The sequence below is a fragment of the Ferrovibrio sp. GW821-FHT12D07 genome (genome assembly GCF_058807275.1).
The window spans coordinates 187,604-211,200 of the sequence record NZ_JBXAQN010000001.1 but is presented as its reverse complement, the minus strand read 5'-3'; the positions used below and the strand labels follow the sequence as shown (position 1 = coordinate 211,200).

The 23,597-nt window shown below is 63.5% G+C and carries 18 protein-coding genes; 6 read left to right on the top strand and 12 right to left on the bottom strand.

The window, feature by feature from the left end; translation table 11 throughout:
- Positions 1-17: 17 nt before the first annotated feature.
- From AC1RRE_RS01055 to AC1RRE_RS01045, 3 genes are all read right to left on the bottom strand, one after another.
- Complete coding sequence (locus AC1RRE_RS01055; protein ID WP_492979192.1) at positions 18-2,060, bottom strand: ATP-binding protein; 2,043 nt, start codon at positions 2,058-2,060, stop codon at positions 18-20.
- Between the two features lie 172 nt (positions 2,061-2,232).
- Entirely contained in the window at positions 2,233-2,748 is a 516-nt protein-coding gene (locus tag AC1RRE_RS01050) for a GNAT family N-acetyltransferase (RefSeq protein WP_492979191.1), read from the bottom strand.
- 6 nt (positions 2,749-2,754) lie between these two features.
- Positions 2,755-3,702, bottom strand: coding sequence for a hydrogen peroxide-inducible genes activator (locus tag AC1RRE_RS01045; RefSeq protein ID WP_492979190.1), 948 nt, complete (start codon positions 3,700-3,702; stop codon positions 2,755-2,757).
- 204 nt (positions 3,703-3,906) lie between these two features.
- On the opposite strand from AC1RRE_RS01045, the gene AC1RRE_RS01040 reads away from it, so the two are divergent.
- From AC1RRE_RS01040 to sugE, 4 genes are all read left to right on the top strand, one after another.
- Positions 3,907-4,449: a peroxiredoxin gene (locus AC1RRE_RS01040; RefSeq protein ID WP_492979189.1), complete on the top strand. Its 543-nt coding sequence runs from the start codon at positions 3,907-3,909 to the stop codon at positions 4,447-4,449.
- A gap of 70 nt (positions 4,450-4,519) precedes the next feature.
- Positions 4,520-5,086, top strand: a complete 567-nt coding sequence (gene ahpD, locus AC1RRE_RS01035; protein WP_492979188.1) for an alkylhydroperoxidase, AhpD family — start codon at positions 4,520-4,522, stop codon at positions 5,084-5,086.
- A 335-nt stretch (positions 5,087-5,421) separates the two neighbouring features.
- Positions 5,422-7,965: a methyl-accepting chemotaxis protein gene (locus AC1RRE_RS01030; RefSeq protein ID WP_492979187.1), complete on the top strand. Its 2,544-nt coding sequence runs from the start codon at positions 5,422-5,424 to the stop codon at positions 7,963-7,965.
- 144 nt (positions 7,966-8,109) lie between these two features.
- Entirely contained in the window at positions 8,110-8,430 is a 321-nt protein-coding gene (sugE, locus tag AC1RRE_RS01025; protein WP_492979186.1) for a quaternary ammonium compound efflux SMR transporter SugE, read from the top strand.
- A 9-nt stretch (positions 8,431-8,439) separates the two neighbouring features.
- Here sugE and AC1RRE_RS01020 read toward each other — a convergent pair whose 3' ends face one another.
- From AC1RRE_RS01020 to AC1RRE_RS00995, 6 genes are all read right to left on the bottom strand, one after another.
- Positions 8,440-9,147 (bottom strand): ABC transporter ATP-binding protein, encoded by a 708-nt coding sequence (locus AC1RRE_RS01020; RefSeq protein WP_492979185.1) that lies wholly within the window; start codon positions 9,145-9,147, stop codon positions 8,440-8,442.
- Between the two features lie 2 nt (positions 9,148-9,149).
- Positions 9,150-9,920 (bottom strand): ABC transporter ATP-binding protein, encoded by a 771-nt coding sequence (locus AC1RRE_RS01015; protein WP_492979184.1) that lies wholly within the window; start codon positions 9,918-9,920, stop codon positions 9,150-9,152.
- Positions 9,917-11,221, bottom strand: coding sequence for a branched-chain amino acid ABC transporter permease (locus AC1RRE_RS01010; protein WP_492979183.1), 1,305 nt, complete (start codon positions 11,219-11,221; stop codon positions 9,917-9,919). Before AC1RRE_RS01010 ends, AC1RRE_RS01015 begins: the two co-directional genes overlap by 4 nt.
- 4 nt (positions 11,222-11,225) lie before the next feature.
- Positions 11,226-12,176 (bottom strand): branched-chain amino acid ABC transporter permease, encoded by a 951-nt coding sequence (locus AC1RRE_RS01005; RefSeq protein WP_492979182.1) that lies wholly within the window; start codon positions 12,174-12,176, stop codon positions 11,226-11,228.
- 132 nt (positions 12,177-12,308) lie between these two features.
- The gene (locus tag AC1RRE_RS01000; RefSeq protein ID WP_492979181.1) at positions 12,309-13,562 is read right to left on the bottom strand and encodes a branched-chain amino acid ABC transporter substrate-binding protein; all 1,254 of its coding nucleotides are present in this window, start codon (positions 13,560-13,562) and stop codon (positions 12,309-12,311) included.
- Between the two features lie 210 nt (positions 13,563-13,772).
- Positions 13,773-15,053 (bottom strand): serine hydrolase domain-containing protein, encoded by a 1,281-nt coding sequence (locus AC1RRE_RS00995; protein ID WP_492979180.1) that lies wholly within the window; start codon positions 15,051-15,053, stop codon positions 13,773-13,775.
- Between the two features lie 203 nt (positions 15,054-15,256).
- Here AC1RRE_RS00995 and AC1RRE_RS00990 point away from each other — a divergent pair, with 203 nt between their 5' ends.
- The gene (locus tag AC1RRE_RS00990) at positions 15,257-16,009 is read left to right on the top strand and encodes a FadR/GntR family transcriptional regulator (RefSeq protein ID WP_492979179.1); all 753 of its coding nucleotides are present in this window, start codon (positions 15,257-15,259) and stop codon (positions 16,007-16,009) included.
- A 15-nt stretch (positions 16,010-16,024) separates the two neighbouring features.
- On the opposite strand, the gene AC1RRE_RS00985 is transcribed toward AC1RRE_RS00990, so the two are convergent.
- From AC1RRE_RS00985 to AC1RRE_RS00975, 3 genes are all read right to left on the bottom strand, one after another.
- Positions 16,025-17,218 carry a branched-chain amino acid ABC transporter substrate-binding protein gene (locus AC1RRE_RS00985; RefSeq protein ID WP_492979178.1) on the bottom strand — a complete coding sequence of 398 codons (1,194 nt, stop codon included), beginning with the start codon at positions 17,216-17,218 and terminating at the stop codon, positions 16,025-16,027.
- Positions 17,219-17,292: 74 nt separating this feature from the next.
- Entirely contained in the window at positions 17,293-18,417 is a 1,125-nt protein-coding gene (locus tag AC1RRE_RS00980) for a serine hydrolase domain-containing protein (RefSeq protein WP_492979177.1), read from the bottom strand.
- Positions 18,418-18,516: 99 nt separating this feature from the next.
- Positions 18,517-20,793, bottom strand: a complete 2,277-nt coding sequence (locus AC1RRE_RS00975) for an NADP-dependent malic enzyme (RefSeq protein WP_492979176.1) — start codon at positions 20,791-20,793, stop codon at positions 18,517-18,519.
- A 193-nt stretch (positions 20,794-20,986) separates the two neighbouring features.
- Here AC1RRE_RS00975 and mutS point away from each other — a divergent pair, with 193 nt between their 5' ends.
- Entirely contained in the window at positions 20,987-23,596 is a 2,610-nt protein-coding gene (gene mutS / locus AC1RRE_RS00970) for a DNA mismatch repair protein MutS (RefSeq protein ID WP_492979175.1), read from the top strand.
- Position 23,597: the final 1 nt, after the last annotated feature.

Here is a 23,597-nt window from a genome sequence, read left to right as displayed (position 1 = left end):
TTGGGCGTGCCGTTGTCTTATGTGTGACGGGACACGCAGCTTGCCGGGAACAGCAGCGTGACGCGGGTGCCCTTCTGCGGCACGGACTCGACGCTGACACTGCCCTGATGCAGCTCGATCAGCTTGCGGCAGATGTTCAGCCCCAGGCCGCTGCCCTCGCTGCGACGGATGCCGGCATCTGCCTGCCAGAAGGGTTCGAAGACCCGCTCCAGATTTTCTTCCGCGATGCCGATGCCGGTATCGGCCACCGTCATCGCGAAGCCGCCATCGGGCAGCAGCCTGCCTCCGATGCTGATCGCGCCGCCGCCGGGCGTGAACTTCACGGCATTGCCCAGCAGGTTGATCAGAATCTGCTTCACCGCGCGCGCATCCACCAGCAGCAGCGGCAGATCCTGGGGCAGGCGGTTTGACAGCGTCAGGTTGGCTTCGCGGGCGCGTCCCTTCACCAGCCGCATGCTGTCTTCCACCAGGTCGTAAGGGTCGTGCGCGCCCAGCTCCAGCACAAAGCGGCCGCTTTCGATCTTGGACACATCCAGGATGTCGTTGATCACCCCTAGCAGGTGATGGGCGCTGCCGCTGATGTCTTTCGCATATTCGAAATACTTGTCTGACTGGGTGCCGAGCAGGCGGCCGGCGATCATGTCGGAAAAACCGATGATGGCGTTCAGCGGCGTGCGCAATTCGTGACTCATATGGGCGAGGAACTCGCTCTTCGCCCGGTTGGCGGTCTCGGCTACCTCGCGCTGGTGCGCATAATTCTCGGCCAGACGCTCGCGCACCTCGGCCTGCTCGCGCAGCGCGGCTTCCAGCTGTTTGCGCTCGGTGATGTCGGTGGCGATGCTGCCCACTGCCAGCAGCATCTGGTCGGCGTCATAGATGGGAAAGCGCACGACGATATAGTCGAGTATGCTCTGGCCCCGTTTGGCCGAAGCATCGAAGACCAGCGCCTTGCCGGCGGCCAGCGTGTCCTCGATCTGCTGCATCAGCTCGTCGGCCATGGCGGGCGGATAGAAGTCATGCGGCACATGTCCGACCATCGCGGCGGGATCGCGGCCCATCTGCTCACCGTAATGCCGGTTGACCATCAGGTAGCGGCCATGGGCGTCCTGCAGCGCCATGATCAGCGGCGGATTGTCCATCAGGCCGCGCAGTAGCGCCTCGGTGGCGGCGCGGCGGCGCTGCTGCCGCCAGTTGCTCCACAGCGCCGTGATGGCGCCCAGTGTCGCCAGGCCGAACAGACCGCCATAGCCGAAGGCGGCGCGCTGCCAGGTGCTTTCGATGCGCGTGCGATCCAGCTGCATCAGCAGGGTCACCGGCAGATCGGCCAGCCGCGACCAGTACAGCGTGTCATGCTGGGTCGGTGCATGGCCATGTGGGCCGCTGATGAATCCGGTCATGCCGGTCAGCCGTTCGGCCTCGTCACGCGGCCAGCCGGCGATCAGGCGGCCTTCGTCATGCACCAGCGCCATGGCGGCGGGGGGCAGGGTGAAATAGGCAGGATCGATCAGGTCGTTTACGGCAATGTCCAGCGTGGCGATCAGCACGCCGGCAAAGGGCTCACCCGGTTGGCCGATGCGGCGCGTCAGCCAGATGCGCGCGTTCTCGGCATCCGGCGCGTTGCCGAGCAGCGCCGCGGTGATCTGCTGCGGCAGCCCGTCGCGATGGGCGGCGAAACCCGGATGCCAGCCGATCTCCAGCGGCATGGCGACGGAGCCGACCGCGAACCAGTAGCGGCCGCGCTCGTCATAGACATGCACGGCCTTCACCTGCGGCATGCTTTCGATACGGGTATTGAGCAGGGAGATGATGGCGTCGCTGGGCGTCAGGCCGCGGCTCATCCGCTCGCTGGTCTCGGCGGCGGCGAATTGCAGCAGCAGGTCTGCAACATCGATCTGGCGCTGGGCGGAATCGGCCAGCGTGCGGGTCAGGCCCTCGGCCTGCAGGGTGACGCGCTCCTGTTCGTTGTTCCGCAGATTGAGCACCAGCGACAGTGACACGCCGCCGGTGGCCAGCAACAGCAGCATCACGGCGATGACAAGCACCGTGAAGCCGCGCGGCATTCCGCTGCGGCCCGGTCTGCCAGTCGTACCCCCGGATATCGTCATACGTGTCAGCCCATACGCGAATTCGATACTGGAATTCGTGGCCTGAAATCAGGCGCTTGACTGATAGTCTGTCACAGTCCCTGCACCGGCGACAAAGGTTTTGCGCCCTGTCGGCGTTGAGAATTGGTTATGCCGGTGTGACCGGGAACCAGGCGGGATCGGCCTGATCGCCCAGACGGGCGAGGGCGGGCTGGGCGATGCGATAGGGCAGCCACTCGGTCTTATGAAGGATGCCGAGGCGATGATAGAAATCGCGCGTCGGATTCCAGTCCAGCACGTTGAGGTCGAGCCGCTTGCAGCCGCGTGTATTGGCAATGGCGGCCAGGGCGGTGATGAGCTGTCGGCCCAGGCCATGGCCGCGGGCGCGCTCGAGCACGAACAGGTCCTCGATGAACAGGCCGGCACGGCCCTCCCAAGTCGAGTAGTTGTGATAGTAGAGCGCGAAGCCGACAGGTTCGCCATCCAGTTCAGCGATCAGTGCCTCGAAACGCGGCACGGGCCCGAAGCCGTCGCGACGCACATCCTCGGCCGTGATCTTCACGCTGGTCAGCGGTTCTTTCTCATAGATCGCCAGCGCCTGCACCAGTGCAACGATGGTGTCGGCATCATCGGCGGTGGCCGCGCGGATCAGGGTCTTGCTCATGGTCACTCAGGCTTTCTTCTTGGCGGGAGACGGATCGGCAGTGTTTGCATCGGTCTGGCGCAGCGCTGCCACCAGCGCCTCGCCGAACAGCGTGAATTCCTTGGCGCGCTGGGTGCCGCGTCGCCAGGCAAGACCGATATGGCGCGCGGTGCTGTCGCCACCCAGTGGTCGTGCCACCACATCGGTGCCGCGCAGGATGCCGGCATCGAGCGCGAGCTGCGGCAACAGCGTGATGCCGAGGCCGCTGTCGACCATCTGGACCAGCGTGTGCAGCGAGGTGGCGGCGAAGCCGTCTCTGCGCGGTGATGGCGGAAGGCGGCAAGCCGCCAGTGCATGGTCGCGCAGGCAATGGCCGTCTTCGAGCAGCAGCAGGGGCACATCGGTGAGGTCGTCCAGCTTCACGCTGCTGCGTTTGGCCAGCGCATGGTCACTGCGGCTGGCGACCTGAAAGTCATCGTCGAACAGCGTCAGCGTATCCAGCGAGCCACCTTCATAGGGCAGCGCCAGCAGCAGCAGGTCGAGCTTGCCGGCCGCGAGCTGCTCGACCAGGCGCCCGGTCAGGTCCTCGCGCAGGAACAGCCGCAGGTCGGGAAAGCGCTTGCGCAGATTGGGCAGCACGCGCGGCAGCAGGAAAGGCGAGATGGTCGGGATCACGCCCAGCCTTAAGGGACCGCTCAAGGGGGCAGCCGCGGCGCGCGCCAGCAGCACCATGTCTTCCGCATCGGCCAGCAGCTCGCGCGCCCGCCCGGCCATCTCCTCGCCCAGTGGCGTCAGCACCACTTTCCGCTTGGTGCGGTCGACCAGGGCAGCGCCAAGCTGGGTTTCCAGCTCCTGGATGCCGGCCGAAAGCGTCGACTGGGTGACGGAACAGGCCTCGGCAGCGCGTCCGAAATGGCAGTTTTCCGCCAGAGTTACCAGATAACGCCACTGCCGCAGGGTGGGGAGGTTCAGCATGGGATTAATATAATCGGGTGGATCGATTAGTTTCAACGGAATTATCTGTTTGAACAATATTAGAAGATATCTAAGTATCACTCGCAGTGGGAACGGACCCCGCCGCCTGTACTTGAAAGGAGCAGTCCTTGAAGGGGAGGCGACAGGGTCGCGAGACCAGCCCGCTGCCCCAGACTTTGAAAACCGTAAGAGAGGAGCATTTTCATGCTGACCATTGGCGACAAGTTTCCCCAGTTCAATCTGAAGGCCGTTGTCTCGACCGACCCGAAGAAAGCCTTCACCGACATCAGCTCGACCAGCGACAAGGGCAAATGGAAGGTCGTGTTCTTCTGGCCGAAGGACTTCACCTTCGTCTGCCCGACCGAGATCGCCGCCTTCGGCAAGATCAACGGCGACTTCAAGGATCGCGACACCGTCGTCTACGGCGTGTCGACCGACAGTGAATTCGTCCATCTGGCCTGGCGCAACAACCATGCCGATCTGAAGGATCTGCCGTTCGCCATGCTGGCCGACATCAAGCGCGAGCTCAGCCAGGAACTCGGCATCCTCGACAAGAACGAGGGCGTCTGCCTGCGTGCCACCTTCATCGTCGATCCGGAAGGCATCATCCGCTTCGTCTCGGTGAACGACCTCAGCGTCGGCCGCAACCCGGCGGAAGTGCTGCGCGTGCTCGACGCGCTGCAGACCGACGAGCTCTGCCCCTGCAACTGGCAGAAGGGCGAAGACGTCCTCAAGCCGGCCGCCTAAGCAAGACCGGACTGCCGCACTCATCGCGGTGCGGCAGTCCATCTCGCACCGAAATAAAAAGGAGTCCCCCATGAGCCTCGAAAGCCTGAAGACCCGCCTGCCCGAATACGCCCGCGACCTGAAGCTCAACTTGGGTTCGCTCGCCACCGAGCCGGGCCTGACCGAGCAGCAGCGCGCCGGCACCTTCATCGCCTCGGCGCTCGCCTCACGCGAGGCCAGCGTGATCCAGGCGATCACCGCCGAATTTGCATCCAAGCTGTCGCCGGAAGCGCTGGAAGCCGCCAAGGCCGCCGCCGCGATCATGGGTATGAACAATATCTATTACCGCTTCGTCCATCTGATGGGCGAGGGCAACGCCGACAATCAGTACAAGACCCTGCCGGCGAAGCTGCGCATGAACATCATCGGCAAGCCCGGCGTCGACAAGGTGGATTTCGAGCTGTGGTCGCTCGCCGTTTCGGCCGTGAATGGCTGCGGCATGTGCCTGACCGCGCATGAACATGAGCTGCGCAAGGGCGGCCTGAGTGCTGAACAGGTGCAGCAGGCCGTGCGCATCGCCGCCGTGGTGCATGCAGTGGCCGCTGCACTGGATGGTGAAGCGGCGCTCAACAGCACGCTTGCCGCTGCGGCCGAGTAACTGGTCTCGATCCTCCCCGGACGAGTATTCCCTCCAGGCTCCTGCCCCTCCGCCTGGACGGATGTCACGGCCGCCATCGCAAGATGGCGGCCGTTTTTATGCCGGCCTTGCCGAACAGGACCGCCGGCTCTCTGCCCGGGTGGCCTTCTTCAGGTTGCAGCCACAGGTACCTAAGCGCGAAAACTTCGCGCTGCGCGAGTGGCGCAGGTGTGAAGGACCATCTGGCATGTTAATTCGCGGTAACATGGGAAAAATCTACGTAGTGAGGCTAACCCCGTTGGACTAACGTCCCTGCATCGGCGCTCCGTATGCGCCATTCGTAGGGGAAATGATCCATGCGTATCCGCGCCAGTTTCTTGCTGTTCGTCGCCGTGATCGGCGTCATCGTGCTGGGTCTTGCCTGGCAGGTCATCAGCGACGTCTACAGTGATCGCCGCAATGCCGTCGATGCCCGCGGCCTTGCCGCCACGCAGGGCGAGCTGCTGCGCATTGTCGAACTGCTTGGCATCGAGCGCGGTGCCTATAACGCGGCGCTCCGCGACGACAAGACCACTGATCCTGCCGGCGATTTTATCGCCAAGCCGCGCAAGACCACCGACGACACCATCGCCGCCGCGCTGGCTGCGGCCAAGATTTCCGGCCATCCGGCCATCGATATCCGTCGCATCGAGACCATGAAGACCGTGCTGGCCGACTGGCGCCGCCGCGCCGAGGCCGCCATCACCAAGCCGATGGCCGAGCGCCCGGCCGATGTGATGAACGGCTATGTGCCGGGCATGACCGAGCAGGTCAATGCGATCACGCCGCTGCTCAACACCATCAATGCCGCGATCAGTCGCGCTGATGACGATGTCGCCGGCCCGATGGAGCTGGCGCGTCTGGCCGCCGACATGCGTGCCGAGGCCAGCATACGCGGCACCGCCACGGTGAACATCATTGCCTCGGGCAAGCCGATTCCGCCGAATACCCAGATCATGCTGTCCGAGCAGGCCGGCAAGGTCGATGCGATCTGGACCCGCATCACCATGAATCTGGGCACGCTCGATCCGTCGCCCAACCTGCTGGCCAAGGTGGAGGAGACCCGCAAGGCCTTCTATGCCGACCTGCCGGCCATGTACACGGCGATCCGCAATGCCAGCGACAAGGGCGAGGCCTATCCTTTCGCCATGGCAGAATTCCGCAGCAAGCAGAATCCGTTGCTCTATACCGCCGGCTATCTGCGCGATGCCGCCATCGCTGATGGCCTGGCGGTCGCCGACAGCCTGATCGCCGAGCGCACGCGCCTGCTGCTGATCGAATCCGTGCTGACCTGCATCGGTGTATTGGCGCTGCTCGGTGGCGCGATCTTCTTCCTGCGCCGCGTGGTTAGCCCGCTGGGCGCGATGACCGGTGCGATGACCAGCATCGCCGAAGGCCGCTCGGCCGAGATCGGTCATGCCGATCGCAAGGATGAAGTGGGCGACATGGCGCGCGCACTGGGCATCTTCCAGCGCAACGCCGAGGAAAAGACCCGACTGGAAGCCGAGGAGCGCAACCGCGTCGAGGCTGAACGCGCCCGTCTGACTGAACAGCGCCAGCTTGAGGAAGCCGTCAGCCGCGAGATTGCGCAGTTCTGCGCCGCCGTCGGCAATGGCGATTTCTCACGCCGCATCGATCTCGCCAACAAGGATGGCGTCTTCCGCGAACTGTCGCAGCAGATGAACGGCCTGGCCGATACCATGCAGGGCGTGCTGGATGACCTGAGCGGCGTGCTGCGCGGGCTGTCCCATGGCGACCTCACCGTCAATACGACCGGCCAGTATCAGGGCTCGTTCGGCACCCTGGCGGAAGCGGCGCGCGAGACCATCCTGCGTCTGCGCGATGTCGCTGCCCGGCTGGCCGAAAGCGCGGCCACCGTGCGCGACGCCTCGAGTGAAATCTCCACCGGTAGCCAGGACCTGGCCAGCCGCACGGAATCACAGGCCGCCAGCATCGAAGAGACGGCTGCCTCGATGCATGAAATCACCGCAACCGTGAAGCAGAATGCCGATAACGCGCAGGCCGCCAACCAGCTGGCGACTGCCGCCCGCGACACCGCCGAGAAGGGCGGCAGCGTGGTTTCGGATGCCGTCACCGCCGTGACGAAGATCGAGGCCAGCGCGCAGAAGATCAGCGACATCGTCGGCCTGATCGACGAGATCGCCTTCCAGACCAACCTGCTGGCGCTGAATGCCTCGGTCGAGGCGGCCCGTGCCGGCGAGGCCGGTAAGGGTTTTGCCGTGGTGGCGCAGGAAGTGCGCGCACTGGCTCAACGCTCGGCCAATGCCTCGAAGGACATCAAGGCGCTGATCTCGGAATCGAATACGCAGGTGAAGACCGGCGCCTCGCTGGTCAACCAGACCGGTCAATCGCTGACCGACATCGTCGCCGCCATCAAGAAGGTCTCGGATATCGTGGCCGAGATCGCGGCGGCGTCGCGCGAGCAGGCTACGGGCCTCGATCAGGTCAATACCGCCGTCGGCACCATGGACGAGATGACCCAGCGCAACGGCGCGTTGGTCGAAGAGACTTCGGCCTCGGCGCAGTCGCTGGCCAACCAGGGCCGCGAGATCGCCGAACTGGTCGCCTTCTTCAAGACCGGCGCCGTCACCGCGCCGCGGGCCGCCGCGAAGCCCGCTGCCGCTGCAGCGGTTCCTGCTGCCGCGCCGGCCCCGGTCGTGAAACTGCAACCGGCCGCCAAGCCGGCCGCTAAGCCGATGACTGCCGCGAAACCTGCACCGATGAAAACCGGCGGTGGTGCAGCCGCCGCAGCCGCCAAACCTGCGCCACGCCCTGCCCCGCGCCCGGCCGCTGCGCCGGCAGCGCAGGCCCAGAATGACGACGACTGGCAGGAATTCTGATCACTTGCCTTCGGCGCTGATCAGCTCCATATGGGAAAAGGCCGGGACGACCCGGCCTTTTTCTTTTTGAGCATTGGATCGGCGGGGACGACCCTGTCAGCAGAGCGCCGTAAAAGCGCTCACAGAGCGAAAGGGAAATTCGCCATGGCATGGATCATTCTGCTGTTCGCCGGCATCGCCGAAATCGGCTGGGCCGTCGGTCTGAAATACACCGAAGGCTTCACCAGGCTGTGGCCCAGCATCGGCACGGTCACTGCCATGATCGTCAGCCTGCTGCTGCTCGGCCTGGCGCTGAAGACCCTGCCGCTGGGCACGGCTTACGCGATCTGGACCGGCATCGGCACCATCGGCACAGCCGTGCTCGGCATCTGGCTGTTTGGCGAAAGCGCCGCCGTGCTGCGGCTGGCCTGCATTGCGCTGATTGTCGCCGGCATCGTCGGACTGAAGCTGGTCAGTCCGGCGTAAGCGGCGGGATCAGACCTCCAGCCATTCCTTGCGGATGGCGGTGTCGTCCATCAGCTGCTTGGGTGTGCCCTCGAAGACCATGTGACCGTGACCCATCACATAGAGCCGCTGGCAGATCTTGAGTGCGATGGTCAGTTTCTGCTCGACCAGCAGGATCGAGACGCCGCGCGCAGCAATGCGTTCCAGCAGCACGCCGACCTTTTCCACCATCATGGGGGAAAGGCCTTCCGTCGGCTCGTCCACCATGATCAGGTCAGGGTCGCCCATCAGCGTGCGGCACATGGTCAGCATCTGCTGTTCGCCGCCCGACAGCACGCCGGCGGCGGTGTCGGCGCGTTCGGCCAGGCGCGGAAATATGTCGAACATATCCTGCATCGACCAGCGGCCGGCGGTCTTGCTGTCCTTCTGGCCGAGATAGAGATTCTCGCGCACCGTCAGTGCCGGGAAGATGTCACGGTTCTCGGGCACATAGCCCAGACCACGACGCGCGATCTCATGCGGCTTGCGGCCGGCGATCTCCTCGCCCTTGAAGACGATCGAGCCCTGCGGCGGCACGTCACCCATGATGGCCTTGATGGTGGTCGAGCGGCCGACGCCGTTGCGGCCCAGCAGCGAGACGATCTCGCCGGCCTTCACGTCGAAGGTGACGCCATGCAGGATGTGGCTCTTGCCGTAATAGGCGTGCAGGTCGCGGACTTGCAGCATAATCTCACTCATGATCAGTGCTCCGCTTCCATGGCCTGGCCCAGATAGGCTTCCTGGACCGCCTTGTTGCCGCGGATATTGGCTGGCGTGTCAGACGCGATGATCTGGCCGTAGACCAGCACCGAGATGCGGTCAGCCAGGTCGAAGACCACGCCCATGTCGTGTTCCACCATGATCAGCGTGCGGCCCTCGGTGACCTTGCGGATCAGGTTGACGAAATGCGAGGTCTCGGAGCGGCTCATGCCCGCCGTCGGCTCGTCCAGCATCACGACCCCGGCGCCGCCGGCAATGGTGATGCCGATTTCCAGCGCGCGCTGTTCGGCATAGGTCAGCATGCCGGCCGGGAAGTCGCGGCGTTCCAGCAGGCCGATCTGCTGCAGGATCGCGTCGGCGCGCTCGTTGGCGTCCTTCAGCTTGCGGGTGTTGTGCCAGAAGGAATAGCGGTAACCCAGATGATACAGAACGGCGCAGCGCACATTCTCGAAGACGCTGAGCTTGGGGAAGATGTTGGTCACCTGGAAGCTGCGCGACAGGCCGCGCCGGTTGATCTCGTAAGGCTTCAGCCCGGTGATGTCCTCGCCGTTCAGCGCGATGCTGCCCTCGGTCAAGCCGAAGCGGCCCGAGATCAGGTGGAACAGCGTCGATTTGCCGGCGCCGTTTGGCCCGATGATGGCATGGCGCTCGCCTTTGCCGACCTTCAGTGACACGCCGCGGATGATGGGGGTGACGCCGAAGCTCTTGTGCAGGTCCTGCAGCTCAAGTGCTGCTGCCGAAGCGTTGCTCATCGCGCGCCCTCCTGTGCGGAGGCAGGGCCATGGGCGGCATCGGAGAAGGCGGCGACGAAGCGCGGGCCGTACCAGCGGCCGATCCCCAGGCTGGCGGCGATCAGCACCACCGCCGCAATCCAGGGCAGCAGGCTGTTGGAGTTATAGGCGATGCCGAACAGCTTCATGGCCGGGCCATCGGTGGCGGTCTTGACCATCTGGTGATGCGCGGTCTCGATCAGTGTGATCAGTCCGGCAATGCCCAGCACGGCGGGCACCGCCATCACCGCATAATGCGGCAACACGTGATGCAGGCTGCGCCGGCGCACCAGCGGCAGATGCAGCATGATCAGGCCGGCCATGCCACCGGGCGCGAAGATCACCATGCCGATGAAGATCAGGCCGAAATACAGCATCCAGGCGCCGGTGATGTCGCTGAGGAACACCTGCAGCAGCACGACCAGGATGGCGCCCAGGATGGGCCCCATGAAATGGCCGACGCCGCCGATGAAGGCCATCAGCAGCACGCTGCCCGACTGTGCACCGGAAATGTTGACGGCATTCATCAGCTCGAAGTTGATCGCGGCCAGGCCGCCGGCAATGCCGGCGAAGAAACCGGAAATGCAGAAGACGATAAAGCGCACGGTCTGCGTGGAATAGCCGATGAACTCGGCGCGCTCCGGGTTTTCGCGCACCGCATTGCACATGCGGCCCAGCGGCGTGCGGGTGAAGGCGAACATCAGCGCCATGCAGATCAGGCACCAGCCGGCGATCAGGTAATAGACCTCGATCTGCGGGCCGAAGCGCACACCCCACAGCGTCATCATCTTGGTGCGGTTGGCATTGATGCCTTCCTCGCCACCGAAAAAGCCGCGCAGGATCAGCGACAGCGAGGCGATCAGTTCGCCCAGACCAAGCGAGATCATGGCGAATGCCGTGCCGGCGCGCTTGGTCGAGACGGCACCGAAGATGAAGCCGAACAGCAGGCCCATCAGGCCGCCGACCAGCGGCAGCACCGGCAGCGGGATCGGCAGCTTGTCGGCGGCGACAGTGTTCATCGCATGCACGGCGATGAAGCCGCCCAGACCGTAATAGACGGCATGGCCGAAGCTCAGCATGCCGGTCTGACCCAGCAGCATGTTATAGCTGAGCGAGAAGACGATCATGATGCCGATCAGGCACATGGTGGTGAGCGCCGCACCCGAGGTGAAGATCTTGGGCATCACCAGCATGATGATGGCGGCGATCAGCCAGATGCCGTAGCGCTTGGCGAGATCGAGGGCGGAGCCCGGCTGGGCAACGGAAAGGGCGGTGGTGGTCATGGTATCAGGTCTCCCGCGTGCCCATCAATCCGGTGGGCCGGAAGATCAGGATAAGAACCAGCATCAGATACGGCACCACCGGGCCCACCTGGGCCACGGTGACCTGCCACAGGTCGCTGAACAGGCCGCTGATCGGCCGCGCCATGCCCAGCGAGGACAGCATGTCGCCGAAGGAATAGTTGATGGCGATGGCGAAGGTCTGGATCAGGCCGATCATCAGCGAGGCGATGAACGCGCCGGGCAGCGAGCCCAGGCCGCCGAAGACCACCACCACGAACAGGATCGGGCCCAGCACATGCGCCATGCTCGGCTGCGTCACCAGCGCGGGACCGGCGATCACGCCGGCGATGCCGGCGAGACCGCAGCCTACGCCGAAGACCAGCATGAAGACCTTGGGCACGTTATGGCCCAGCATGGCCACCATGTTGGGATGGGTCAGCGCTGCCTGGATGATCAGGCCGATGCGCGAGCGCGTCATGATCACCAGCAGGACGAGGAAGATCGCCACCGAGGTGAGCAGCATGAACATGCGGAAGGCGGGATAGGTGGTGCCGAAGAGTTCGAAGGCGGCGAAGTCGAGCTGCGGCGGCACGCGATAATCGGCGGGCAGCTTGCCCCAGATCATCTGCACCAATTCCTCGATCACGAAGGCGAGGCCGAAGGTAAACAGCAGTTCGGCGACATGGCCCCATTTATGGACAGTGCGCAGGCCCCAGCGCTCGACCAGCGCGCCGATCACGCCGACGACCACGGGCGCGACGAAGAGCGCGACCCAGAAGTTCATCCATTGGCTGATCTGGAAGCCAAAATAGGCACCCAGCATGTAGAAGCTGGCATGGGCGAAGTTCAGCACGCCCATCATGGAAAAGATCAGAGTGAGGCCGCTGGCCAGAAGAAACAGCAGCATGCCGTAGAGCACGCCGTTCAGCGTCGAGAAAATAACCAGTTCCAGCACTGTACGACCCCGTTGAAAACAGATGTCCCCGTCAGTCTTTTTTCGTCACGCCTCGTGAAACGGGTGTGACGGGTCTTCAGTCAAGAAACGGCCCCGGTGTGACCCGGGGCCGCCCTCGTCTTGCAGTCGATGTCAGCTCGGCTTAGCCATCTTGCAGGTGGTGGCGACGTCGGTTTCGCCCATCGGCACCTTGGCCATGGTCTTCCAACCCCAGCCGGTATTCTCTTCGTCGAACTTCATGTCGCCGGCCACCGGGGTGAGCGCGGAGATGTAGATGTCCTGGAAGAACTGATGATCCTCGGCGCGCATGTAGGATTCCGTGCCGTAGATCAGCTTGTACTTCATGCCGCGCAGCTTTTCGGCGAAGACCTTGGGGTCGTTCGACTTGGCTTCGTTCATGGCGTTGGCGAGCATTTCCATCTCGTTACGCACGCGCGGATACCACCAGCCCTGGCCGGCGCTCTTCTTGCGGAATTCTTCTTCCCAGGCGTAGTTTTCCTTGGTGTTGACGTTGGCATGGCCTTCGGTGATCTGGAACACCTTGTCCTTCAGGCCGGTCTGCTTGACCGCCGTCGGGCCACCGGCGCCGCCGGCATAGTAGGTATAGTAGTTCACCTGCAGGCCGGCATCGGCCGAGGCCTTGAGCAGCAGCGCGATGTCGCTGCCCCAGTTGCCGGTGATCACGCTATCCGCGCCGCTTGCCTTGATCTTGGCGATATAGGGCGAGAAGTCGGTGATCTTGGCCAGCGGATGCAGTTCGTCGCCGACGATCTGGATGTCGGGGCGCTTGGCCTTCAGCATCTCGTTGGCGGCCTTGCGCACGGCCTGGCCGAAGGAATAGTCCTGATTGATCAGGTAGACTTTCTTGATGCCCGGCTGGGTTTTGATGTAGCTGGTTAACGCCTGCATCTTGATGTCGCTATGGGCATCCCAACGGAAGTGCCAGTAGCTGCACTTGTCGTTGGTGAAGGCCGGATCGACGGCGGCGTAGTTCAGATACACCACTTCCTTGCCGGGATTGCGCTCGTTGTGCTTGTTGACGAAGTCGATCATCGCCGCCGCAGCGCCCGAGCCGTTGCCCAGCGTGAGGATGCGGGCACCGGCATCGATGGCCTTCTGCGCCGCGATCACGGTTTCCTGGGGCGAGAGCTTGTTGTCATAGGTCAGCAATTCCATCTTCTGGCCATTGACCCCGCCCTTGGCGTTGATCTTGTCCATCATGTACTGGAAATGCTTCACGCCATGCTCGCCGATCGGCGCCATGGCGCCGGACAGCGGATCGATAAAGGCCACTTTCACCTGCGCCATGGCGGGCGCTGTCATGCTGATGCCGACGGCGGCCGCGAGTGCGGCTACGGCCATGCCTGTCCCGTAACGAGTGGGCATTCTTTCCTCCATCCTGTTATGTCACGGCGGCTTCCGGTCCGCCGATCCGCCGTTCAACGGCGAATTCGTTTATCGCACAAAGCGTGACGGGGTGGCTCGTGAGTGTCAAGCCAATCCGTCGTGTCGGTTATAGTGTGTTCATGCTCCTCATACCGACGTGTCTTGCGCGCTGAAATTTTAACCAAAGCGTGGCGACTGCCTGTGGCATCGTCACTTCACAAGTGCGGCATAGACCATGTCGCGCATCAGCGCGCGATAGGTCAGGCGCTGCTTGGGCGACTGCATCATGAAGACGACAAACATCTTTTCCTTGGGGTCGACCCAGAAATAGGTGCCACCGGCGCCGCCCCAGTAATAGTCGCCCGGCGAACCCGGATCGGCCGAGACGCCGGCATCCTTGCGCACGCCGAACCCCAGGCCGAAACCATAGCCGGGGCCGGGGAGGAAATAGGGGCCCGGCACCGCGCTGCCCATATGGTCCGCGGTCATATAAGCCAGGATTCTCGGGCTGATATAGCGTTTGCCGTTCTGCGTGCCGCCATCCAGCAGCATCTGCAGGAATTTCGCGTAATCCATCGCGGTGCCGGTCAGGCCGCCACCGCCGCCCTCGAATTTTCCGGGCTTGCGCGGATCGAAGAATTCGACGCCGCCACCGAGGCTGCGGTCATTCTCGAAAGGTTCGGCCACGCGCGGATGCTTGTTCGTGTCATTCACGTAAAAGGCAGTATCCGCCATGCCCAGTGGGCCGAGCAGGCGGTCTTTCAGCGCCGCGCTCAGCGGCTTCTTGTCGGTGATCTCGACCACGCGACCGAGGATGTCGGTCGAATGGCTGTAGTCCCAAGTGGTGCCGGGCTGATAGGCGAGCGGCAGCGTGGCAACGCGTTCGGCGAATTCGGCATTGTCGAAGTCACCGGTCAGCACGTCGCGGTACATTGCCTTCACCGCGCCTTCACCAAAGAAGCCGTAGGTAATACCCGAGGTGTGGCGCATCAGGTCCTGCACCGACATCGCGCGCCGCGGCGGCACAAGCTCGAGCGTCGGCTTGCCGCCGGCTTCCGTTGCCGGCTTTTCCACGCCCACCTGCACTTTTGCGTAGGAGGGAATGAATTTCGCCACTGGGTCGCTGATGTGATAGCGGCCTTCCTCTACCTGCATCATCGCCGCCAGGGTGACGATCGGCTTGGTCATCGAATAGATGCGGAAGATGGTGTCGCGCGTCATCGGCGCCTTGGTCTGCGGATCGCGGTCGCCGAAGGCTTCGAAATAGGCGAGCTTGCCATTGCGCGCGATCAGCAATACCGCACCGGGAATGGTCTTCGCCGCGCTGTCGGCTTTCAACCTCGTGCTGATACGCTCCAGCCGATCGGGCGCGAAGCCGACACTGGCGGGATCGGTGCGTGGCAGCAATTCGGCTGCCTGCGCGAGCGGCGCATACAGGAACGTGACGATCAGACCGGTCAGCACAGCCGACCGCGGCAGCATCAGAGTCATTCCGGAGGCCTCCCTATAGGCCGATTTGTTTTGAGCCAATTTTTTGTTTGGCTTCACCACCATGATTGTCGGACAATCAGACGTGAGTCAAACATACTGTGCGGGGTCACTGCCATCGCTGGACCTGGGCGAAGGAAATGCCGATCATCGGCGCAGCAACAATTGTGACGAATCAGTGTGGTTTCACACAGTTCTGGGGTTAAATGTCTGAAGCGGCTGAGAAATTTACGCGCCTGACGCCGGTGCCGGCCTACCAGATGGTGGCCGAGGCGATCGAGCGCGAAATTCTGTCCGGCCGCCTGCGGCCAGGCGATCCGATCGGCACCGAGGCCGAGCTGGTGCGTCAATTCGGTGTCAATCGCTCCACCGTGCGTGAGGGCATCCGTCTGCTCGAACACAGCGGCCTGGTGCATCGCGCTTCCAGCCGTCGTCTCGCCGTCGGCCTGCCGCATTACGACCGCCTCGCCACGCGCGCCAGCCGCGCGCTGATCCTGCACCAGGTAACATTCCGTGAATTGTGGGAAGCCACCATCGCACTGAGTCTGGCCTCGATCGAGCTGGCGGTCGAACGCGCGACGCCGGAAGAGATTGCGGTGCTGGACGCCAACATCGCCGCCACCGAGCGTGACCAGGATGATCCGGCCATGGTCGCCGCCCATGACAGTGAATTTCATCTGCTGCTCGAAAAATGCGCGCGCAACCGCGTGCTGGAACTCGCGCGCGAGCCATCCAACATGCTGATCTATCCGACCACCAATGTCGCGGTGCGCGGCACCCCGGAAGGGACGCAGCGCCTGATCGAGGCGCATAAGATGCTGGTGGAGGCGATGCGGCGCCGCGATGTGGAGATGGCGCGGCTGTGGACGCGTCGCCATCTCAACGACTGGCGCAAGGGTTTCGAGAAGGCCGGCATGGATCTCGACCAGCCGGTCGATCTGGTGACGTCGGTCGATTAATTGACGGTCGAATAATCAGAACGCCGGCATTTTGCAGGTCGTCGGCAATGCGGTGTCGGCAGCCTTTACCATGCCAGCCGTTTTCCAGCCCCAGCCGGTCTTTTCCTCGTCATACTTCATGCCTGGACCGAAGGACGTCACGTAGAGGTCCTGCAGCACCTGGTGATCCTGCGCCGGCATCGTGGCGGTGGCGCCATACATGGTCTTCGCCTGCGCGCCGGCCATGGCAGCAACGATCAGTCTGGGTTCGCCGCTTTTCGCCTTCACCACGCTATTGTGCAGCATTTCCATCAGCAGACGGATGCGCGGCACGTTGAAGCTGCCGCCGAAACGCGCGCGATACTCGTCCTCGATGCCGTCGGTCATCGTCATGTTGGCATGGCCCTCGATCACCGCGAACACGCGATGGGCGAGGCCGGTCTGGCGCACCGCCGTCGGGCTGCCGATACCGCTGGCGTAATAGGTATACCAGTCGGTCTTAAGGTTGGCCTCGGCCGCCGATTTCAGCAGCAGTGCCAGATCGCTGCCCCAGTTGCCGGTGATGACGCTGTCTGCACCACCGGCCTTGATCTTGGCCACGTAGGGCGAAAAGTCGGTTAGCTTGGCCATCTGGTGCAGATCATCGCCGACGATCTGGATATCGGGGCGTTCCTTTTTCAGCATCGCCAGTGCCGAGGCGCGCACGGCCTGGCCGAAGGAATAATCCTGGTTGATCAGATACACTTTTTTGATCTGCGGTTGCGTGGCGATGAACTTCACCAGCGCCACCATCTTCATGTCGGCATGGGCATCGAAGCGGAAATGCGCCGCCGTGCATTTGTCATTGGTCAGCGCCGGATCAATGGCGGCGTAGTTCAGGAACAGCGCGGCCTTGTCGGGATTGCGTTCGTTATGCTTCTCGATGAAATCCGAGAGCGCGCCGGCGGCGGCCGAGCCGTTGCCAGCCGCGATGATCCGGATGCCGGCATCGATGGCCTTCTGCGCCTGGATCACGCTTTCCTGCGGGATCAGCCGGTTGTCATAGCCGGTGACTTCATAGGTCGTTTTCGCATCTGACAGTCGTGCCGCCATGAAACGGAAATGATTCAGCGCATTCTCGGTGACGGCTGCGGCCGGACCCGACAGCGGATCGATGAAGGCGATGCGGATCGTCTCGGCGCGGGCAGACAGGCTGAAGCAAATAACAGCGAGAATGGTGAAAAGGCGCATGACGGCTCCGCGGGAATACTGGCGCGCAGCCTAAGAAAAAGTCGCCGGGTTGCAAGCCACGGCGTGTTCAAATGTCAGCGCGTCACCGCCGGCAGGACATGCTGGTTGAGAATGGCCGGGCCGACATAGCCCTGCAGTCCCTTGCCATACAACCCGAAGTTCAGCACCACCACGATATCCAGTTCCGGAATGACGAAGACGCGTTGGCCGCCCTCGCCAAAGCCGGCCGCCCAGTCGATCTGTCGGCCTTTGAGCAGCGAGCGCCCCAGCCACCACTGGTAGCCGTAGAAATACGGGCTCTGGCCGTTGATCTGCGGGGCGATGCTCTCGGTGATCCATTTCTCCGATACGATCTGCCGGTCCTGCCAGCGGCCTTTATCCAGCACCATCTGGCCGATCTTTGCCAGATCGCGGGCGCGCAGGCGCAGGCCTGAGGCGATCACCGGGCGCCCCTGCCAGATCGCCCATTCGAAGTCTGAAATCCCGAGCGGATCGAACAGCAGCGTCTTCGACAGGGTGTTGATGTCCATGCCACCGGAGACCTTCTGCAGGATCGCCGCCAGCACCACAGCCGACCCGCCGCTGTAATTGTAGTTCTCTCCCGGCGCGCTGCGCCACATCGGCTGTTCCAGCACGTAACGTACGGCGTCGGGCGCAAGGTTCATCGCCGTCTCGCTGTTGCGATGGTCGCTGTAGGGCAGGCTCTCGTCCCAGGCGAGGCTCGATGACATGGTGAGCAGATGGCGCACGGTGATGCGGTCTTTCTCCGGCGTGCGCAGGTCGGCATGTTCGGGGAAGAAGGCGAAGATGGACTGGTCGATGGTCAGCCAGCCGCGGTCGACGGCGACACCGGTCAGCAGCGACACCACGCTTTTGCTGATCGAGCGCACATCGTGCTTGCGCCCAGGCTCATGCTGGATCGCACCGACCGACCACTTGCCCCATTCCTGATCTTCGCCGGCGAAATACTTTTCATAGACCAGCTTGCCATGGCGCAGCAGCAGCACCGCATGGGCATTGGCCTCTTTCCATGCCTCGAAGCGGGTGCCGATATCGCAGAGCAGCGCTGCATCAAGGCCCTGGCTTGCGGGTGCGGCAATCGTCCAGCCATCACGCAGATCGGCTGGCGGGGCGCAATCCTGTGCTTTCGCCGAAGCGGCGAACAGCAGGGCGACAAGACAGGCGATGCGGACGATCATGGTTTCCCCTGGCCATGGGTCTTCGGCCGGCGCAGCCTAGCACAAAGAAAAAGGCCCGGGATTGCCCCGGGCCTTCTCTCATCTGATTTTGATGAAGATTTAACGTGCGCTGTAGGCGGCCAGTGCGGCGAGGTTGACGATGTCGCTGACGCTGGCGCCCATCTCGGCAATCTGCACCGGCTTTTCCAGGCCGACCAGCAGCGGACCGATCACGGTGCCGCCGCCCAGTTCCTGCAGCAGCTGCGCCGAGATCAGCGCCGAGTGCAGACCCGGCATGATCAGCACATTGGCGGGACCCGACAGGCGGCTGAACGGATAGATTTTCATCAGGTCCGGGTTGAGCGCCACGCGGGCGGAGATTTCGCCGTCATATTCAAAGCCCAGGCCCTGGCCGCCGGCATCGCGGGCATCCAGCTCCATCACGGCTTCGCGCACCTTGTCGACCACGCCACCCGGCGCATTGCCGAAGTTGGAATGCGACACCAGCGCCACGCGCGGCTCATGACCCATCTGCCGGGCAACGGCAGCGGCCTGGATCGCGATCTGGCAGATGTCCTTGGGCTCGGGCAATTCGGCCACGCTGGTATCGGCGATGAACACCGTGCGGCCCTTGGCGACCACGATGCTCAGGCCCATGACGCGCTGGCCGCGCTGGGCATCGATCGCCATACGCACGCCGTCATACGAGACCGAGTAGGTGCGGGTCACGCCGGTGATCATCGCATCGGCATGGCCATTGGCGACCATGCAGGCGCCGAAGACATTGCGGTCGAGATTGACGAAGCGCTGCGCGTCGCGATGCAGCAGGCCGCGGCGCTGCTGCCGCTTGTACAGGAAGTTGGCGTAATCGGCGTTATGCTCGCTGATGCGGGCATTGTGGATTTCGCAGCCATCCAGATTGGTCAGGCCGATGGCGGCCATGGTGGCGGCGATGCGTTCGTTGCGGCCGATCAGGATCGGCGTGCCGTAGCCGGCATCGCGGAACTGCAGGGCAGCGCGGATCACCGTCTCTTCCTCGCCCTCGGCGAAGACGACGCGCTTGGGGTTCTGCACCACCTGGTCGAAGAAGATCTGCAGCGAACCGACGGTCGGATTGAGCCGCGCCCGCAGCTTGGCGGCATAGGCGGCCCAGTTCTCGATCGGCTTGCGCGCCACACCCGACTTCACGGCGGCTTTTGCCACCGCCAGCGGGATATCGACGATCAGGCGAGGATCGAAGGGCGAGGGAATGATGTAGCCCGGGCCGTATTTCGGACGTTCGCCCTTGTAGGCGGCAGCGACTTCATCGGGCACGTCTTCACGCGCCAGCATGGCGATGGCTTCGGCGGCCGCGATCTTCATCTCGTCGTTGATAGTACTGGCGCGCACGTCCAGCGCGCCGCGGAAGATGTAAGGGAAGCCCAGCACGTTGTTGACCTGGTTCGGATAGTCCGAGCGGCCCGTGGCCATGATCACGTCGCTGCGCGCGGCGGCGGCATCTTCCGGGGTAATTTCCGGATCGGGATTGGCCATGGCGAAGACAATGGGATTCGGCCCCATCGATTTCAGCATCTCGGGCGTCAGCGCGCCCTTCACCGACAGGCCGAAGAAAATGTCGGCGCCTTTCAGCGCCTCAGCCAGCGTGCGGGCATCGGTCTTCACCGCATGCGCCGACTTCCACTGGTTCATGCCTTCGGTGCGGCCCTGATAGACCACGCCCTTGGTGTCGCAGAGGATGACATTCTCGTTCTTCATCCCCATCGCCTTCACCAGCTCGGTGCAGGCGATGCCGGCGGCGCCAGCGCCGTTCACTACCATCTTGGCATTCTTGAAGTCGCGGCCGGTGAGGTGCAGCGCATTGATCATGCCGGCGGCCGAGATGATGGCCGTGCCGTGCTGGTCGTCATGGAAGATCGGAATGTCCATCAGCTCGCGCAGGCGCTGCTCGATCACGAAGCATTCCGGCGCCTTGATGTCTTCCAGGTTGATGCCGCCGAAGCTGGGGCCCAGATAGCGCACCGCGTTGATGAAGGCATCCACCTCTTCGGTGTCGATTTCCAGATCGATCGAATCGACATCGGCGAAGCGCTTGAACAGCACCGCCTTGCCTTCCATCACCGGCTTGGAGGCGAGCGCACCGAGATTGCCAAGGCCCAGAACGGCCGTGCCGTTCGAGATCACCGCCACCATGTTGCCGCGCGACGTATAGTCGTAGGCGGTGTCAGGGTCTTTCTCGATGGCCAGGCAGGGAGCAGCGACGCCCGGGCTGTAGGCCAGGCTGAGATCGCGAGTCGTCGCCATCGGCTTGGTCGGCACGACCTCAAGCTTGCCGGGCTGACCCATTTTGTGGAATTCGAGGGCGTCGTCGTAAAGAGACGGGCTTTTCGAGTCGCTCATTTTTCTCTGTGCTTCGTTGTGAGGCGGGTGTTCTTCCGGTGAGAACACGGGTTTTTGCTCCCGTCCGGCATCATAAGGCCAAGGCCAGAGGGGTTAAAAGCCCCGTCGGCTGTGGTATGTCTGCGTTCAGAAGATAATTTTTACCGCCATGAACACGACAACACCCGCTCTTCCCCCCGGCACTTCCCCGCTGATGGCCCAATATTTGACCATCAAGGCGGCATATCCCGATTGCCTGCTGTTCTATCGGATGGGGGATTTTTACGAACTGTTCTTCGACGACTCGGTCCAGGCCGCGCGTGCGCTCGATATTGCGCTGACCAAGCGTGGCGAGCATGACGGCCAGCCGATCGCGATGTGCGGCGTGCCGGTGCATGCAGCCGAAGCCTATCTGTCGCGCCTGATCCGCCAGGGTTTCAAGGTCGCGGTCTGCGAACAGGTCGAAGATCCCGCAGAAGCGAAGAAGCGCGGCTCGAAATCCGTGGTCAAACGCGACGTCGTGCGCGTGGTTACACCCGGCACCATCACCGAGGACAGCCTCCTCGATGCGCGGCGCAACAATTATCTTGCTGCACTTGCTCAGTCCGGCGGTTCGGATGGCGTGCTGGCGCTGGCCTGGCTCGACCTCTCCACCGGGGAATTCGGCCTGACCGAAACAACGCAGGCGGGCTTGGGCGCCGATCTGGCGCGAGTGTCACCCCGCGAACTGGTGCTGCCCGAAGGAATGCTGGCCAAGGCTGAGCTGCGGGCGATTTTCGAACAGCTTGAAACCGCGCTCTCGCCACTGCCCTCGGCCCGGTTCGATTCTGTCGCCGGTGAACGGCGGCTGAAAGCGGCGCTGGGCGTCGCAGCCCTGGAAGCCTTCGGCGATTTCAGCCGGGCGGAATTCTGCGCCGCCGGGGCCCTGCTCGATTATGTCGAGATCACCCAGTGCGGCAAGGTGCCCCGGCTTGATCCGCCGGTGAAGCAGCCGCCGCTCAGCGTCATGGCCATCGATCCGGCGACGCGCCGCAATCTCGAACTGGTGGAAACCACGTCGGGCAACCGCGAGGGCGCGCTGCTGGCCTGCATTGACGCCACGCTGACAGGTGCCGGCGCGCGGCTGCTCGCGCAACGCCTGCAGGCGCCGCTGACGGACCCGGCTGCGATTGCTGCGCGCCATGATGCGGTGGCCACGCTGACCGACAATACGCGGTTGCGTGATGATATCCGCGCAGCACTGGGCAAAGTGCCTGATCTGGCGCGTGCGCTGTCGCGCATTTCGTTGGGCCGTGGCGGTCCGCGCGATCTGAGTTCCATGCGCGATGGCTTGGCCCAGGCTGGCGACCTGCGCAAACGCTTGGCTGCCGAAAACGCCCTCCCAGCCGAACTGGCCGGCTTGCGCGATGCGCTGGGCGATCATGCTGTGCTGGTCGGTTCTCTGGCCGAGGCGCTGGCGGAAGAGCTGCCGCTCATGCAGCGCGACGGCAATTTCGTGCGCGCCGGCCATCATGCACCGCTGGATGAACTGCGCGTGCTGCGTGATGAAAGCCGTCGCCATATCGCGCAGCTTCAGGACAAGTATGCGCAGGATACCGGCATCAGCGGACTGAAAATCCGGCACAACAACGTGCTGGGTTATTACATCGAGGTCACGCCCACGCATATGTCCAAGATGGGCGCGCAGTATATCCATCGCCAGACCATGGCGAATGCGGTGCGCTACGCCACGCCGGAACTGGGCGAGCTGGAAGCCAAGATTTCGCAGGCTGGCGATCGCGCGCTCGCCATGGAGCTGGAAATCTTCGAGCGCCTGTGCAGCGACGTGCTGTCCAACGCACAGCCGATCACCCGCGCCGCGCAGGCACTCGCCGCGCTCGATGTCTCGGCCAGCCTCGCGCAGCTTGGCATCCAGCGGCGCTGGGTGCGGCCGCAGATCGACGACAGCCTCGATTTCAACATCACCGGCGGCCGCCATCCCGTGGTGGAAGCGGCATTGGAGCGCAACGGCCAGGGTGAACGCTTTGTCGCCAACGACTGCGATCTCTCCGATGGCCAGCGGCTGTGGCTGCTCACCGGCCCGAACATGGCCGGTAAATCGACCTTCCTGCGCCAGAATGCGCTGATCGCGGTGCTGGCCCAGATGGGCAGCTTCGTGCCGGCAGCGTCAGCCAAGCTCGGCATGGTGGATCGCCTGTTCAGCCGCGTCGGCGCCGCCGACGATCTGGCGCGCGGCCGTTCGACTTTCATGGTCGAGATGGTGGAAACTGCCGCGATCCTGCATCAGTCGGGCAACCGCGCGCTGGTGATCCTGGACGAGATCGGTCGCGGCACGGCGACGTTTGACGGCCTGTCGATCGCCTGGGCCGTGGTGGAATACCTGCACGAGAAGAACCGCTGCCGCGGGCTGTTCGCCACGCATTACCACGAGCTGACCGCACTGGCCGAAAAACTGCCGCAGCTTTCCAATCACACGCTGAAGGTCAAGGAATGGGAAGGCGAGCTGGTCTTCCTGCACGAGGTCGGCGCCGGCTTTGCCGACCGCTCCTACGGCATCCAGGTGGCCAAGCTGGCCGGCCTGCCCGATGGCGTGCTGCAGCGCGCGAGCGAAGTGCTGCACAAGCTGGAGCAATCCGACCAGACTGGTAAATCGGCCAAGCTGATCGACGATCTGCCGCTCTTCTCGCTGGCCGCGCCACCGAAAGCGGCTGTCGCTGTGCCGTCGGAAGTCGAAGGCGCGCTGAAGAAGGCGGATATCGACGCGCTCTCACCCAAGCAGGCGCTCGACCTGCTCTATCAGCTCAAGGCGCTACTGAAATCCTGAT